This window comes from Parabacteroides sp. 20_3 (assembly GCF_964238835.1).
In the GTDB taxonomy this organism is placed as follows: Bacteria; Bacteroidota; Bacteroidia; order Bacteroidales; family Tannerellaceae; genus Parabacteroides; species Parabacteroides distasonis.
Genome location: NZ_CAXSNO010000008.1, coordinates 75,970 through 92,011, shown reverse-complemented (window position 1 = coordinate 92,011; position 16,042 = coordinate 75,970). Strand labels below are relative to the sequence as shown.

The 16,042-nt window shown below is 48.3% G+C and carries 14 protein-coding genes; 2 read left to right on the top strand and 12 right to left on the bottom strand.

Features of this window, described 5'->3' with window-relative positions:
- Positions 1-50 precede the first annotated feature (50 nt).
- Positions 51-1,508 carry a D-alanyl-D-alanine carboxypeptidase/D-alanyl-D-alanine-endopeptidase gene (gene dacB, locus ACESPU_RS16465; protein ID WP_158532705.1) on the top strand — a complete coding sequence of 486 codons (1,458 nt, stop codon included), beginning with the start codon at positions 51-53 and terminating at the stop codon, positions 1,506-1,508.
- Between the two features lie 7 nt (positions 1,509-1,515).
- On the opposite strand, the gene ACESPU_RS16460 is transcribed toward dacB, so the two are convergent.
- The 12 genes from ACESPU_RS16460 to ACESPU_RS16405 all read right to left on the bottom strand — a co-directional run bounded on the left by ACESPU_RS16460 (position 1,516) and on the right by ACESPU_RS16405 (position 14,955).
- Positions 1,516-2,271 carry a LytTR family DNA-binding domain-containing protein gene (locus ACESPU_RS16460; RefSeq protein ID WP_008772909.1) on the bottom strand — a complete coding sequence of 252 codons (756 nt, stop codon included), beginning with the start codon at positions 2,269-2,271 and terminating at the stop codon, positions 1,516-1,518.
- On the bottom strand, positions 2,268-3,335 hold the full coding sequence (locus ACESPU_RS16455) for a sensor histidine kinase (protein ID WP_122377471.1): 1,068 nt from the start codon (positions 3,333-3,335) through the stop codon (positions 2,268-2,270). The genes ACESPU_RS16460 and ACESPU_RS16455 overlap by 4 nt, the downstream gene beginning before the upstream one ends.
- A gap of 83 nt (positions 3,336-3,418) precedes the next feature.
- On the bottom strand, positions 3,419-4,639 hold the full coding sequence (locus tag ACESPU_RS16450) for an ABC transporter permease (protein WP_005867338.1): 1,221 nt from the start codon (positions 4,637-4,639) through the stop codon (positions 3,419-3,421).
- A gap of 37 nt (positions 4,640-4,676) precedes the next feature.
- Positions 4,677-5,417, bottom strand: a complete 741-nt coding sequence (locus ACESPU_RS16445; RefSeq protein ID WP_005867337.1) for an ABC transporter ATP-binding protein — start codon at positions 5,415-5,417, stop codon at positions 4,677-4,679.
- An 8-nt stretch (positions 5,418-5,425) separates the two neighbouring features.
- A complete protein-coding gene (locus ACESPU_RS16440; RefSeq protein ID WP_005867336.1) occupies positions 5,426-6,652 on the bottom strand; it encodes an efflux RND transporter periplasmic adaptor subunit in 1,227 nt (408 codons plus the stop codon).
- 117 nt (positions 6,653-6,769) lie between these two features.
- Complete coding sequence (locus tag ACESPU_RS16435) at positions 6,770-8,086, bottom strand: TolC family protein (protein ID WP_005859798.1); 1,317 nt, start codon at positions 8,084-8,086, stop codon at positions 6,770-6,772.
- 695 nt (positions 8,087-8,781) lie between these two features.
- Positions 8,782-9,333, bottom strand: a complete 552-nt coding sequence (locus ACESPU_RS16430) for a chromate transporter (protein ID WP_005867334.1) — start codon at positions 9,331-9,333, stop codon at positions 8,782-8,784.
- A 1-nt stretch (position 9,334) separates the two neighbouring features.
- Complete coding sequence (locus tag ACESPU_RS16425; RefSeq protein WP_005859800.1) at positions 9,335-9,862, bottom strand: chromate transporter; 528 nt, start codon at positions 9,860-9,862, stop codon at positions 9,335-9,337.
- 21 nt (positions 9,863-9,883) lie between these two features.
- Positions 9,884-11,473, bottom strand: a complete 1,590-nt coding sequence (locus tag ACESPU_RS16420; protein ID WP_158532717.1) for a S41 family peptidase — start codon at positions 11,471-11,473, stop codon at positions 9,884-9,886.
- Between the two features lie 23 nt (positions 11,474-11,496).
- Positions 11,497-11,970 carry a pantetheine-phosphate adenylyltransferase gene (gene coaD, locus ACESPU_RS16415; RefSeq protein ID WP_005859804.1) on the bottom strand — a complete coding sequence of 158 codons (474 nt, stop codon included), beginning with the start codon at positions 11,968-11,970 and terminating at the stop codon, positions 11,497-11,499.
- On the bottom strand, positions 11,957-13,822 hold the full coding sequence (locus ACESPU_RS16410; protein ID WP_005859805.1) for a DNA topoisomerase IV subunit B: 1,866 nt from the start codon (positions 13,820-13,822) through the stop codon (positions 11,957-11,959). Before ACESPU_RS16410 ends, coaD begins: the two co-directional genes overlap by 14 nt.
- A 5-nt stretch (positions 13,823-13,827) precedes the next feature.
- On the bottom strand, positions 13,828-14,955 hold the full coding sequence (locus ACESPU_RS16405; protein WP_005859806.1) for a hypothetical protein: 1,128 nt from the start codon (positions 14,953-14,955) through the stop codon (positions 13,828-13,830).
- Positions 14,956-15,093: 138 nt separating this feature from the next.
- Here ACESPU_RS16405 and ACESPU_RS16400 point away from each other — a divergent pair, with 138 nt between their 5' ends.
- Positions 15,094-16,002 (top strand): SMP-30/gluconolactonase/LRE family protein, encoded by a 909-nt coding sequence (locus ACESPU_RS16400; protein WP_373133563.1) that lies wholly within the window; start codon positions 15,094-15,096, stop codon positions 16,000-16,002.
- Positions 16,003-16,042: the final 40 nt, after the last annotated feature.

Genomic DNA, 16,042 nt, shown 5'->3' with positions numbered 1-16,042 from the left:
CATATCTTTGCTTGCGACAAAGATAGAATAAAGTAGAATATATAAACATCATGATACGTAAAATATCCTTTTTCCTCCTCATTTCTTGCTTATACCTTTCAGTGGGGGCACAGACTCCACAACCTATCAAGCAATTCCTGCGCAAGCCTTATATGGAAGGAGCTTCATTTTCCTTGATCGTGAAAGAGGTTAACAGTGGCGAGACGGTATTCGCTTACGATACAATCCGGCAGCTGACCCCAGCTTCGGTCATGAAAACGGTTACGACCGCTACCGCATTGGAGATATTGGGCGAGGATTATCGCTTTCCCACGACATTAGAATACGACGGCTCCATCGAGAACGGCTTGTTAAAAGGCAATTTATATATCAAGGGAAGCGGAGATCCTAGCCTTGGCTCAGCGCATTTCGCCCCGGATCATAAGCGGTTTCTACAGGAATGGATCTCCGCCTTGAAAAAGGTGGGTATCCATAAAATACAAGGAGCCGTAATCGCTGATGAAAGTATATTCGACACGGAAGGCACTTCCCTTAAATGGGTTGGCGAAGATATGGGTAGTTATTATGGTGCCGGAAGCTATGGGATTTGCGTATTCGACAATCTTTATAAATTAGGGTTGCAAACCGGAGCTCCCGGAACCCGCCCGAAGTTGAAAGGAACCGAACCGGAATTATCCGGCATCCATTTCCATAATTACTTAACGACCCAGCAAGTATCTTCGGATAGTTCTTTTATCGTAGGGGCGCCATTCGCCACGGATCGTTATTTATATGGCATTGTCCCCGCTAACCGGGAATGGTATCCGCTCAAAGGGGATATTCCCGACCCGGCTCTTTTCCTAGCGGATTATCTCACTAGGCAATTGGAACATGAAGGGATCACGGTCGGCGAATCACCGTCTTGTTTCCGTATCTTGCGGGAAGCCGGTAGGTGGCAACCCGGGAAACGGACCGAGATTGTTACCACTTACTCCCCTACGCTTCGGGAAATCGTGGAAGTGACCAATCATGTCAGCCATAATTTATTCGCCGATGCCTTGATCAAGACGATCGGCCTACGCTATACGCCCCGTAAGGGAGAGGTCATATCTTCTTTTAACCGGGGTATCCAGGTGCTTCGGGACTATTGGCAAGGGAAAGGACTCGACCTCTCGTGCGTCTGGATGTACGACGGTAGCGGTCTTGCGGTTACCAACAAGTTATCAACAGCTTTTGTGGCTGATTTATTGATTTATATGAAAACCTGTTCACAACAACACACAGCCTTCTACGAATCATTGCCCGTAGCGGGGGTAGAAGGCTCGGTGAGGAACTTCTTAAAAGGCTCATTCCTCCAAGGAAAAGCCCATCTTAAAAGCGGAAGCATGAGCCGGGTAAAAGGATATGCGGGATATATAAACAAAGGCGATAAGCAATACGCCATCGCCCTATTCGTAAACAACTATTCCTGCGACGGACGTCCTATGACCGTAGCGATAGAGAAATTATTGCTCCAGTTGTTCAAGTAACCAGCGGTTATTTCGGCAGGATCGATCTACGCTCTATCATCTCTAGGAAATGCTGTTTATAATTGTCGGAGATCGGGATATACTCCTTTCCAAAGACAATCCGATTCCGCTCGATCACCTTGATCTTCTCCGGCTGGACGATAAAAGAGCGATGAACACGCACAAAGCGATCCGAAGGTAACATATCCTCCAAACTCTTCATGCTCATCAACGAAAGGACCGGACGGGGCTCATCCTCCACGAATATCTTCACGTAATCCTTTAATCCTTCAATATATAATATCTTGCGCAGCTCTATTTGCAACAGCTTATACTCACTCTTGACGAAAATACTCTCCATCCCGCCCTTCTCCGCGATTGGCGCGGATCCTTCTTTCTCTTCCGAAGACACCGGCTTACGGAGCAACTCATACCATCGCAACGCCTTATTCGCCGAGGCAAGGAAGTCCGGATAACTAATTGGCTTCAACAAATAATCCAGCGCGTTTACTCGGTAACTATCCACGGCATATTGATCGAAAGCCGTCGTAAAAATGACACGGGTATCGGCGTTCAAGATACGGGAGAACTCCAATCCGCTCAACTCCGGCATCTGGATATCCAGAAAAAGCAGATCCACCGGCCGATCCCGTAAGTCGGAAAGAGCGTCCAAGGCACTATTATAAGTCCCTTGTAAATCCAGGAACGGAGTTTTCAAGACGTAGCTTTCCAGCAAGCTAACCGCTAAAGGTTCATCGTCAATAATCGCGCAAGTCAATCTCATATCTCAGTCTCGTTTATAGTAATTGATAGATAAGAAGAATAGTTATCCCCCTCCCGACCGCATTGGAACGAGAAATGCCCCGAATAGAGCAGCCCCAAGCGTTTCTCCAGATTCACCAGCCCGATACCGGAACCACTTTTATCTTGATCCGGGCTTTTCGGGAAATAGCTATTCACAATAGTACAAACTACCTCCGCCCCCTCCTGATGGATATCCAAATGGATGAAAGACGGCTTATTATTGCTCACCCCATGCTTAAACGCATTCTCGACCAAGGAGATAAACAACAGGGGGGCGATCAAGGTTCCCGGGGAGGAAGCGACGATATTCGTTTTCAGCTCCACATGTTTGGGCAGGCGTATACGCATCAGCTCCACATAATTACGAAGGAAGTCGAAATCCTTCTCCAATGGGACAAAAGGCTGGCTACTCTCATACAAGACATAGCGAAGCAAGCGGCTCAAATCGTGCACCGCCTCCTGCGCCTTCTCCGGGCTGAACGCTATCAAGCTATAGATATTATTCAACGTATTAAACAGGAAATGCGGGTTAAGCTGGCTCTTCAGGTTCTGCAATTCCGCCTCGGCACGCTCCTTCTCCAGTTCCCGCTGGATAGCCGCCACCCGGTACCATCCGTCCGTCATCTTGATCGCCACGCTAAGGCCGGCTACCAAGGAGTAGATAACGGCGTTGACGAGAAAGAACCCCACCGTCTCGTTCAACGGGCGGGGCGGACGAGCCGGATGATGCATCTCCGGCGGATAGAAATAGCGCATGCAGAGATGCACGAACAGCATCATACCCCCGATAAGCAATAGGTTGATCAGCAGGAAACGCCCTGTCCGGCGGTTAAACAAATACCGCCTCACCAGCCACCCGTAATTCAAGTAGAAGACGAGCATGAAGGAAAGCGGCACGATGATGCTCCGGAAATAGCCCTCGAACGTGACTTGCGACTCCCTCCCCGTGAAGAAAAAGGGGGAGCAGAACAGGATACCCCATCCCGCGATGTGTATCAACTTTCCCAAACCTTTGATAGGGGGAGATTGTGGTGTGTCATTCATCTTATTATCCTCTTTAGTGCTACGCAAATATAGTCATTCCTACCGTTATATGAGCCATGTAGCCTTATCTAGTGAGCATTCGTCTACTCATAGCGTATGGCCTCGATCGGGTCGAGCTGCGCCGCCTTCTTGGCCGGGTACCATCCGAAGAACACGCCCGTCACCGTACATACCACGAAAGAGAGCAGTACGCTCCACGGCTGGATATAGATCGGGAAATGCGCCACGACATTCACGATCAAGGCAGCTCCCACGCCGAAAAGCACGCCGATCAATCCTCCGGTCACGCTGATAAGGATAGACTCGATCAAGAACTGAGCCAAGATATCCATGCCTTTCGCACCGATACTCATACGGAGGCCGATCTCCCGCGTACGCTCCGTCACGCTCACGTACATGATATTCATGATACCGATACCACCAACGAGAAGAGAGATACCAGCCACCGCAGCCAGCAACGTCGTCATTATATCCGTCGTACTTGTCAACATCGTGCTCAACTCCTGCATACTCCGGATCGTGAAATCATCATCATCGGTTTCCCGCAACCTATGGTTACGCCTCAGTATCTCCGATATCTCGTCTATGGCTTGATCGGTGTACTCCTCCTTGAGCGCCGAGCAGGTTATGCCTTGCAAATGGGTAATGGCCAAGATCTTTTTTTGAATAGTTGTGTATGGAGCTAAGATCAGGTCGTCTTGGTCCATTCCCATGCTGTTGTATCCTTTGCTTTTCAGTACGCCCACGACCCGGAACGGTAGCTTCTGGAAACGGATCACCTTACCGACGGGATTCTCTCCGCCGGGGAAAAGGTTATCCACCACCGTCTTCCCGATCACGCATACCTTGGCGGCGGTCTGTACGTCCTGATCGCTGAACATATCGCCATCCTCCACCTCGTATCGGCGTATCTCCATATAATCCGGGCTAATACCGTAGACGGTAGTCGGGGCGTTATTGGCGCCATAGATGGCCTGCCCACTACTGTTCACGGAGGGCGAGGTGGCGGAGACGTAGCGAGTCTCGTTCACGATATCCTCGTAGTCCTGTAGCTTCAGCGTCTCCATGGCAGAGGCGTCTTGGCGTACGCCGCCACGCATGTCGGCTCCCGGCTGGATCATGATCATGTTCGAGCCCATCTCGCTGATCTGCGCCTGTATACTCCGCTTCGAGCCTTGACCGATGGCCAGCATCGTGATCACGGAAGCCACGCCGATGATGATACCCAGCATCGTGAGGAATCCCCGCAGCTTGTTGTTGGCCAAGGCCCGGAGGGCTATCTTTAGTAAATTCGTCGTATTCATTCTAAATAATATGCTATTACCACATTAATTCATTATTCTAATCATCATTCTTGGGCAGGCGGGCCAAAGCCTCAGCGGCGCTCAAGATATTCGTATTCACCGTATCGGCGGTTACATGACCGTCGCGCAACGTGATATTCCGGCTGCTGTATTGGGCAATCTCCGGGTTGTGGGTGACGAAGATAATCGTGCGTCCCTCGGCGTGCAGGCGCTGGAAGAGCACCAAGATCTCGAAAGAGGTACGGGTATCCAAGTTGCCGGTAGCCTCATCCGCAAGGATCACCGCCGGATCGTTCACCAAGGCACGGGCGATCGCCACACGCTGCATCTGGCCACCGGACATCTGGTTACTTTTATGCATCAGTCGGTCTCCCAAGCCCACGGCGATCAAAGCGTTGACCGCCTTCTCCCTACGTTGGGCCGCTTTATAAGTAGGATTGTACATGAGAGGAAGCTCTACGTTCTCTACCGCTGTCGTCTTCGGTAACAGATTGTAATTTTGAAAAACGAATCCGATCTTGCGATTCCGGAGGGTCGCTCGCTGCCGCTTGTTCATGGTGCGCACGGATACTCCGTCTAAGTAATACTCCCCGCTCGTAGGAGTATCAAGGCAACCCAGCGTGTTCAGCAACGTACTCTTTCCGGAGCCGGAGGTTCCCATGATCGTAACGAACTCCCCCTCGCGAATCGTGAACGACACGCCTCGCAGGGCATGGACGGTCTCGTCGCCTACGTGGAAGTCTCGTTTTATATTGTCTAATGTGATAATTTCTTTCATGACGCAAACTATCTCTTATTTTTGTTGCTTCCCGGAGGGCCCGGCATGAAGGGGCTACGCTCCGCTCCTGCACCTACTTCCGGCATGTTGGCGGCGCTCGCTAAATCTACGGCTACCTCATCGCCCTCGCTCAAGCCCTCGGTTACTTCGGTCACGCTGTTGTTGCTGGTTCCGACCGTAATCTGCCTTGGGCTCAAGGTATTTCCTTGGCGGGACCAAACCAAGCGTTTTCCGGGTTGTACCTCCGCATTCGGATCCGTCACGGTCATACCCAACGATTCCATGATGGCGGGCTCGGGGATAAAACGAAGCGCCTTGTTCGGCAAGGTCAAGATATTCGCACGTTCCAACGTATAAATTGTGACATTTGCCGTCAAGCGAGGTTTCAGTTTCAAGTCCGGATTATCCGCCGTAATTACTACCTCATACGTAACAACCGTGGAAGAAGAAGTACTGGAAGAAGCGCTGGAAGTGCTTTCGCTGTCCCCTAAACGAATCTGACGAACCACGCCCTCGAATTGATCGTTCGGGTAGGCATCCACCGTAAAACTAACTCGTTGACCTTCTTCCACGTTCCCTATATCCGCCTCATCCACATCCGCTATTACCTGCATCTTCGTCAAGTCGGCGGCAATGGTAAACAGCGTCGGGGTCTCGAAGCCGGCGGCAACGGTCTGTCCTTCCTCAACAGCCCGGTTGATAACCACTCCGTCTATAGGGCTCGTGATCGTGGCATATTCGAGATTACGGTTTACCTTTACCATGGAGGCCTGACTCTGGTCGTAAGCGGCCTTCGCCTTCTCGTAATTATAGGTAGCCGTCTCATAATCCGTATCGCTAATCAATTGTTTCTCGTGAAGCACCTTGCTACGTGCGTAGTTCTTCTGTTGATACTCGAACTCCGTCTTGCTGCTCGCCAATTGCGCCTCGGCGGAACGAAGCTCGGCTTGGAGGTTGATCTTATCCATCTCGGCGATCAGTTGGCCGGCTTTCACCACGTCGTTATAATCAGCGTACAACTTATCGATGATACCGGAGACCTGCGTACCTACCTCAACCTCGGTAACGGGCTCTACCGTACCGGTGGCCGTAACCGTATTCGTGATCGTGCTGCGCCCTACTTTAGCGGTCTCCAGCTTGATCCCGCCTTTCGAGGATTTGCCCGTGAAAAGGAACACGCCCCCCGCAATGAGGATAACGGCAACACCGCCCATGATTAGTTTCTTCTTGTCCATATTCTGATTCTTTTTATTTCTGTTTTACGTTGTATTCTTGTTCAAAAGGCCCCCCACGACCTCCGTCGCAGGGTAACCTTGAAAAAAGAGAGTGGAGTAAATATATCCATTAGTGGGTTAATAATTCTCCGCAACCGGCTTCTTCTGATAAACATTCAGCAATTGAACGCTCATCAAGGCCATGTATTTCGCTTGTAGCTGCTCTTGCTGGGCGGTCAGATAATTGTTCTTCTCCGTCAATAGCTCAAGCGTATTTTTCATACCGAGGCTGAATTGCTCATCGATCAAGTTATAGCTTTCTTTCACGTAACTCAAGCGTTCGGTAGCCGAGGTATATTGGGTCTGCGACGAGGTAGCGTCCAGATAGATCCCCTCCACGGTTTGCAGCAATTGTTTTTGGGTATTCAGCAACTCCAACTGGCTGGTGGTAATCGCGTATTTCGCCTTGTTATAGGCCGTCTTATACTGGCGGTTACTGAAGATAGGGATGCTGATCGTCAATCCGACACTCTCGTTGAAGCTATTCCAGACCTGGCTACCGAAAGCGTAATCCGTTCCGGAAAGATGGCCGGTACCCAGCCCGGCGTTCATGGAGAGCGAAGGAAGGAAAGCACCTTTCGCCTTTTTCTTCTCCAGCTCGGCGATGTCCACGGCCAGCTCACTGCTCTTTATTTGCGGCATCACGGCCAGAGAGGTATTGTAAATCGTTTGCTTGCTCGGAAGCGGGGTTAAGATATCTTTCTCCGTAAGCTCCGGCATCACCAATTCGATCTCTTCGGTTATATCCAGTTCTAGTAATTGCTTCAATTGCAACTTATAATTGTCTAGATTCGTCTGGGCTACGACCAATTGATATTTATCGGTGCTTAACTGGCTTTCCAACTGAGCCAAATCCACTTTCGAGATCGAACCGGCACGTAGCAACTCCACCGCACGATCCCGTTGCGCCGTAGATACCTCGACCGTATTTTGGTTGATACGAACGGACTCCATCGCATATAGTACCTGCATATAGGTCTGTATCAAGGAGATTTGGATATCATCCTCGTTTTGCTCGATACCCAGCTCATCGACGGTATTTTGTATTTCCTGTTGCTTGATCGCCTGTACACGTTGCCCTCCATCAAAAAGCGTCCATTTAGCGTTCAGCGCATAATTACCGCTATAGCTATTATTCGTAGCGGCGTCGCTCGAAGGATAATTCACGAATCCTTGGGTAACCGAAGCCGAAAGGGAAGGGAAAAGCTGTGCTTTCGCCTGCTTCGTATCCTCTATACCGGAAAGATGCGACACCTTGCTTTTCTTTACTTGGATATTATGCTCCAAAGCGTAATCCAAGCAAGCACGCAACGTCCATCGGGTAGGTTGCTCTTGTGCCTTACTCCCCACACAGAGGAAGAACAGACATGCGAATAATAAAGCGTATTGTTTCATATTGCCTTCGTTTTCTATCTTTTTACGAAAGCAAAACTATATTACCTTAAAAACATGGGCAACCAGACTAGAAAAAGGGGCTGTTTTCACCGATTAAACGGGCAATTGCATCGACAGGAAAGCGTGCGGATATATATTTATAAGGCCATCGATTTGACAATTTGACAAAATGATAACCGAAGTCCCGGAGAATCGATTATTCCGGGCAAAGGTACGGCTCACTCCCAAATACGAAAGAAAAAAACGGCAATCAGCTCGCTAATAGACGAATACCCAAAAACAGTCTTTTATTCCAGTGAAATGAATTCATCCTAATTCATCTATTTAGACAAGAAAAAGGGTGAAACAGTGTTACGATAAGGTTGTAACAGGCTACGAATGCCCATTCACGGGTACTCACAACCCAATGCACAGCCACTCACAACGTCTAACGCAAGTATACGCATCAAGGAATGCGTCCTCTCGCAAGCTGTCTCGTCACCTATTATGTCCCAAATCGGCCTCTTTTTAACGAAAAAGCACGCTTATCACCACTTCCTTCCCACGATATCGCTACCTCCGCACAAAAGGTGTGTCAGCGGATTTGCGTTATATCGAGCAAGAAGTAAGGATAAACGCCATTCCACCTATCTTTTATCGGCTCAAAAGTAGTCATTCTTCTTAAAGAATCAGCTCAAATTGAGCCGATTTGATCCTCAATAATACAAAATAACCCCGGCGATACCTGCCAAAATAATCATCAAGATAGGATGTATCTTGAATTTCCAAGTCAAGATAAAGGCGGCACCAAAGATCAAGAAGCTCTTGTAGTCGATGAAGTTCTCTTTATTCATTAATAGCAAGGCAGCGGCGGCGATCAAACCGACCGTAGCCGGGCGCAATCCAAGGAAAGCCGCCTCTACATATTTATTATTCCGGAACTTAGCGAAGAAATAAGAGATCAAGAGAACCAATATGAAAGAGGGCAGACATACCGCGAATGTCGTCAGGCAAGACCCTAGGATACTCATCGTCTCCGAATACCCCGCATTATGCACCGCCGTATACCCTATATAGGTGGCGCTATTGATACCGATCGGCCCGGGTGTCATTTGAGAGATAGCGACAATATCGGTAAACTCCTGCAAGGAAATCCAACCATAGCGGTCCACCACGTCGGCTTGTATCAAGGATAACATCGCATACCCGCCACCAAAGCCCAATATACCGATCTTCAGATATACATATAATAATTGCAACCAAATCATATCAGCCCTTCTTATTTAAACCATACACCAAACCTCCGGCTATAGCCGCCAAGATAATCCAAGCGGGAGACACCCCACCCATCCAGATCAGCAATGCCGCCCCGACAGGTATGATCATTTGCACGTAACTCAACTTGATAGAGCGTGCGGTTGTCAGACAAGGCACGGCGATCAAGGCGACCACCGCCGGACGCAATCCCATAAACGCCTTCTCCACCCATACATTATCCTTTACCTGCGTAAAGAATAACGCGATCAAGAGCATGATTACAAAAGAAGGGAGAATCGTACCCAAGGCACAAACAAAACCGCCCCATGTCTTCTTCAGTTTATAACCCACGAAGATCGCTATATTCACGGCGAAAATACCCGGCAACGATTGGGCCACGGAGAAAACGTCGATAAAGTCCTCTTTCGTCATCCATCCCCGGTCCACCACATCCCGCTGGATAAGCGGCAACATGGCGTATCCACCTCCGATGGTAAACATACCGATTTTCACGAATGTCAGAAAAAGCGTCCAATACATACCCTTATCTGTTTACGTTGGCTAACGTCCTAAAAGCCTATTGTAAGTTTCTTTATTATTAATAATCTGAAGCGCTTTCTGGTAACTCGGATTATCATCATTGATAATCTGGAAGTACTGCGCCATATCATAGAGATCCCGTGCGATAAGCGCCTTGATCTGAAGCATGATCAACGGCTTCGAACGATTATATTGCTCTTCCTCAAACTCAATCTTCTCATCGCCGGCCATCTTAAGAAGCTCCTCCATGATATCCTCTCCGACCACGAAACCTTGCTTATACTGCTGGAATTTCGGATATTTAGCCATCATCTGGTTCCGATTACGATCCAGATAATTCATGGACACCCGATTGACTAAACCGGAAGCTACCAGTTTCCGGTGATAATCCGTATAACGGGCCGTATCTACCGGGATGAACACGTCCGGCATAATACCTCCACCTCCATATACGGTACGCTCGGTAACCAAGGTGTTATACTTCATTGAATCCGGGAAATGAATGCTATCGGCACTCATCAACTCCCCCCGGTTATAACGGTCGATCAGATCATGGTGGTACTCCTCCATCTTCCCGTTTTCGTAAGGCTTTTGTATACAACGTCCGGTGGGTGTATAGTAACGGGAAACCGTCAAACGAATCATGGAACCATCCGGCAGGGGAATCGGTTTCTGTACCAAACCTTTACCAAAGGTACGGCGACCTACGATCACTCCACGGTCCCAATCTTGAATAGCGCCGGAGACGATCTCGCTGGCCGAAGCCGAGGACTCGTCCACCAGAACGACCAAACGTCCCTCTTGGAATTGTCCACGAGCGGTAGAGTTCGCCTCCTCACGAGGTTGCTTACTCCCTTTCGTATAAACGATCAACCGGTTTTTATCCAAGAACTCATCCGCTAACTCTATGGCGATATTCAAATATCCCCCGCCATTTCCCTGCAAATCCAGAATCAAGTTCTTCATGCCCTGTTTCCGGAGCTTCTCCAACGCCTCCCTGAATTCATCGGCGGAAGAAGCGGCGAAACGGTTCAACTTAATATAACCGGTATTCTTATCCGCCATATAAGCGGCATCCAGACTATACACGGGAATCTTACCGCGAACGATCTTGAAATCCATCAATTCCGGCGACTTGCCTCGCTTTACTTTCACACGCACCTCGGTACCTTTCGGTCCGCGTAGCTTCTTCATGATATCGGTAGTCTTCATCTTCACGCCGGCGATCAAAGTATCGTCTACTTGGATAATACGGTCGCCCGCCATCAACCCCACCTTCTCAGAGGGACCTCCGGGGATTACCTGAATCACGTAAAGCGTATCCGTCAACATATTGAACTGTATGCCGATACCATCGAAATTGCCTTGTAAAGGCTCGGTCATCTCTTTCGTCTCCTCCGGGTCCATATAATTGGAATGAGGGTCTAGCTTATCCAACATGCCGACTATAGCGTCTTCCACCAACTTCGTCTCGCTAGTAGAGTCGACATATAGATTAGAGATGGCGAATAAAGCCAATTGGAGCTTCCGGGCATCCATATTCGCTTTTTGCGCTGTCGCTCCGGTAAACACACCTAAGACGATCAGCAGGGATAAGACGATTCTTTTCATCAGATATATTCGTTTCATAATTTTCAATACAATCTCGTCTCTTTAGGGACGAATTGGGAAATGTCTTTGCCGTAGCGTAACAACTCACGGACTATGCTTGAGCTAATATGCGTATGCTCCGGTTCCGTAAACAAGATAAAAGTCTCGATACCCGTCAACTTCCGGTTCACGTCCGCGATCGTCTTCTCGTATTCGAAATCATTGACCGTACGGATTCCTCTTAAGATAAAGCCGGCTCCGACCTCTTTAGCGAAATCCACCGTCAATTGATTATATGACATGACTTTCACCCTTGGATTATCCTTGTATAGATTCCAGATCGCTTCCATCCGCTTCTCCAAGGAGAAATAGGTAAGCTTCTTATCGTTGATACCGATCGAGATCACGATCTCGTCCACCAGTTCCAACCCACGCCTTACCAAGGATTGATGCCCGATCGTAAAAGGATCGAAGGTACCGGGAAAAAGCGCAATACGTTTATTTTCAATTGATGACATCTTCTTCAACCACTAAGTTATCGATAATAAAGTTCTGTCGCTCCATGGTATTCTTCCCCATATAGAACTCGAGCATATCTTTCACGAGGTCCTCTTTCTTCATTGTCACCGGATCAAGGCGTATATCCTTGCCGATAAAATGCTTGAACTCATCGGGAGAGATCTCTCCCAGACCTTTGAATCGGGTGATCTCCGGATTCTTCCCGGCAGCGGCTATGGCAGCCAAGCGTTCCTCCTCCGAATAACAATACCACGTCTTCTGCCGGTTACGTACCCGGAATAACGGGGTTTGCAAGATATAAACATGATTACGCTTAATCAAATCGGGGAAGAATTGCAAGAAGAAGGTAATCAACAATAAACGGATATGCATCCCGTCCACATCGGCATCTGTCGCGATAATCACCTTATTATACCGCAAACCTTCCAAGCCATCCTCAATATTCAAGGCCGCTTGAAGCAAGTTAAACTCCTCGTTCTCGTAAACGATCTTCTTTGTCAAGCCATAACTATTCAAAGGCTTACCCCTCAAACTAAATACAGCTTGGTAATTCGGGTTACGGCTCTTCGTGATAGAACCGCTAGCCGAGTCACCCTCCGTGATAAAGATACTGCTTTCCTCTAGCAAATCCCCTTTCGAGTCGGTCAGGTGAATCCGGCAATCCCTTAGTTTCTTATTATGTAAATTCGCTTTCTTCGCACGCTCGCGGGCCAGCTTCGTAACACCGGCGATCGCCTTGCGCTCTTTCTCGGACTCCAAGATCTTCTTCAGCAAAAGCTCCGAAGTCTCCATATTCTTATGCAAATAGTTATCCAGGTCATTCTTGATGAAATCACCGATAAACTTCGCTACCGTAGGGCCGTCCGGTCCTATATCTTTCGAGCCGAGCTTGGTCTTTGTCTGGCTCTCGAATACAGGCTCCTCCACTTTTATGCTGATAGCGGCCACGATACCCGCACGAATATCCGAATACTCGAAATTCTTATTGTAATATTCCTTAATGACACGGCCTATAGACTCCTTGAAAGCGGAAAGGTGCGTACCGCCTTGGGTGGTATGCTGGCCGTTCACGAACGAATAATATTCCTCTCCATATTGGTTGCTATGCGTGATAACCACCTCTATATCCTCCCCTTTCAGGTGGATGATCGGGTAAAGAGGCTCGGTGGTCATATTCTCGTTCAACAAATCCACCAGACCGTTGCGGGAATAGAAACGCTTGCCGTTGTAAATAATGGAAAGTCCCGAGTTCAAGAAGACATAGTTCTTTAATAGCCCCTCGATAAACTCGTCCTTATAATGATAATCCTTAAAGATCTCCCGATCCGGGACAAAAAACACCTGCGTACCGTTCGCCTCCCCGGTCGGTTGGATATCCGATTCCTCCGTGACGATCGCCTTACTATATTCCACCCGCTTACACTCTCCGTCACGGTAGCTGGTTATCAAGAAATAACTACTCAAGGCATTCACCGCCTTGATACCCACACCATTCAAACCCACGGATTTCTTAAACGCCTTGCTATCGTATTTAGCGCCGGTATTCATCTTGCTAGACACATCCACGACTTTACCCAGAGGGACACCACGGCCATAATCCCGTACGGCTACCGTACCTTCCTCGATAGTCACCTCGATACTTTTGCCATACCCCATCATGTACTCGTCGATAGAGTTATCCAGCACCTCCTTCAACAACACATAGATACCATCATCGGCATAGCTACCGTCCCCCAGTTTTCCGATATACATACCGGGACGCCGTCGGATATGCTCCATCCAGTCCAGTGTCTTGATGTCATCATCGTTATATTCCGTAGGTTGTTGTATCGTTGAATTCAGCTCATCCATATCTCTTATAACTTTTTAATATACGCTCTTCTTGATTTATGATGCTCTCGCTTGAAATAATCCCATTGCGCTTGTACGGCGCTATTCGTCTCCAGCTCCGGGTTACTCTCGGCGTAAACGGCACCGATACGCTTATAGACCGGAATCAAGTCATTAAATAATAAAGCGTTCACGCCTTTACTTTGATATTCCGGCAAAACTCCTGTCAAATACAGGTCGATTACTTTCGGTTTGCTCTTCAACGCTTTCAGCAAATGAATCCACCCGAAGGGTAACATATGCCCACGAGCCTTTTGCAAGGCTCTCGAAAGGTTGGGCAGGGAGATGCCAAAGCCAACCACCGCATTATCCTCTTCCCTTACGATCAGCGTTACCAAATCATAACGCAGCATAGGGATATACATATTGATATAATAATCGATCTGCTTCTCGGTCAATTGCGCGAAACCATACAAGGGAGCGAAAGCCGCGTTCAATGTATGGAATACCGGACGTGCGTAAGGCATAATCTCCTTAGCGTTCTTGAACTTCAGCACCTTCAATCCGTATTTCTTCTTCACGATCTCGCCGATACGCAAATGCTTCTCGGGAACGCCATCCGGTATATAGATCTTAAATTCATGCCAATCTTGATCCTTTCCGTATCCGATACGCTCCACTTGCTTGGGGTAATAGGGATAATTATAAATTGTAGCCATCGTACCGATCTGATCGAAACCCTCGATCAACATACCCTCGTGATCCATATCGGTAAAGCCCATCGGACCGTGGATCTCCTCCATGCCTTGTTCGCGGGCCCATTTCTCGACAGCGCCAAAAAGGGCATCAACCACCTCGTCATCATCAATAAAATCAACGAAACCAAAGCGGGCACGTTTCTGTCCCCAAGCCTCGTTACTCGGGCGATTCACCATACCGGCGATACGGCCTACCACCTTCCCGTCCTTATAGGCAAGGAAGTAAATAGCGTCGCACACCTCGAACGCCGGATTTTTCTTCTTATCCAGCGTCATCATCTCTTCCTCTATTAAACCCGGTACGTGATAGGGATTACCCTTGTATAATTCGATATTGAACTTGACAAACTTCTTAAGCTCCTTCTTACTGGTAACTTCTCTTATCTCTACGCTCATCGGTAATTTTATTTAAGCGGCAAAGTTACATAAATAATCTTTTATCATGGCATTATAAAACAAATTTATACCTTTGTAAACTCAGATTCATAGCATACCATGAAAAAAATAGTTATTAAATTAATATTGGCATTTATCATGTTTGAAGGAACCTCTTGTATAAACGATCCTATTATAATCAGCCCCGATCTGGCGTTTCGGGCGGAAGCTACTACAGGGGAGGGATCGATTTGGCATCCCGATCGCAATACACTTTTCTGGGTAGATATTGAAGGAAAGACGTTATATGAGTATATACCGGACTTGCAAAATTGCCGTTCATGGCAGTTCGACCGCATGGTCTCTACCGTCGTACCGGAAACGGACAGTACGGTAGTCGTCGCTTTACAAAACGAGATCATACGTGTAAACCTAACGGATGGGAACACGGCATCTATCGTCCCAATCCCGGACAATAACGGGAAGATTCGTTGCAACGATGGGAAATGCGACCCGTCCGGACGCTTATGGATCGGCACCATGGGATTTGGCGCGCCTAAAGGGGCTGCCAGCCTTTATTGTGTATGGGCAGACGGAACCGTCGAAACAAAGTTGACAAAAGTCACGATCTCCAATGGGATCGTATGGTCCGCCAACAAGAAATACATGTATTACAACGACACACCTACCCGTAAGATCATACGTTTCCGGTATGACGATAGCTCCGGTGACATATTGTACGATGGCGTAGCCGTAAATATACCCGAGGGCACCGGCTCCCCGGATGGAATGACGATAGATTGCAACGACAACCTTTGGGTGGCTCAATGGGGAGGTGGCGGTGTTTATTGTTACAATCCCTATACCGGCGACCTGTTGACAAAAATTGTCGTACCGGCCCCCCACGTAGCGTCATGCGCTTTTGGAGGGGATAAGCTCGACACGCTTTATATAACGACCGCCCGTGCTGGATTGAGTGAGGAACAGCTTGAGGAATATCCACTAAGCGGTAGCGTATTCTGTTGCAAGCCCGGAGCGAAAGGGGTGCCGGCGAATTGTTTTCATTAATAATCCGTATTTTTGGTTATAAAGTAGCATAATCGTAAAC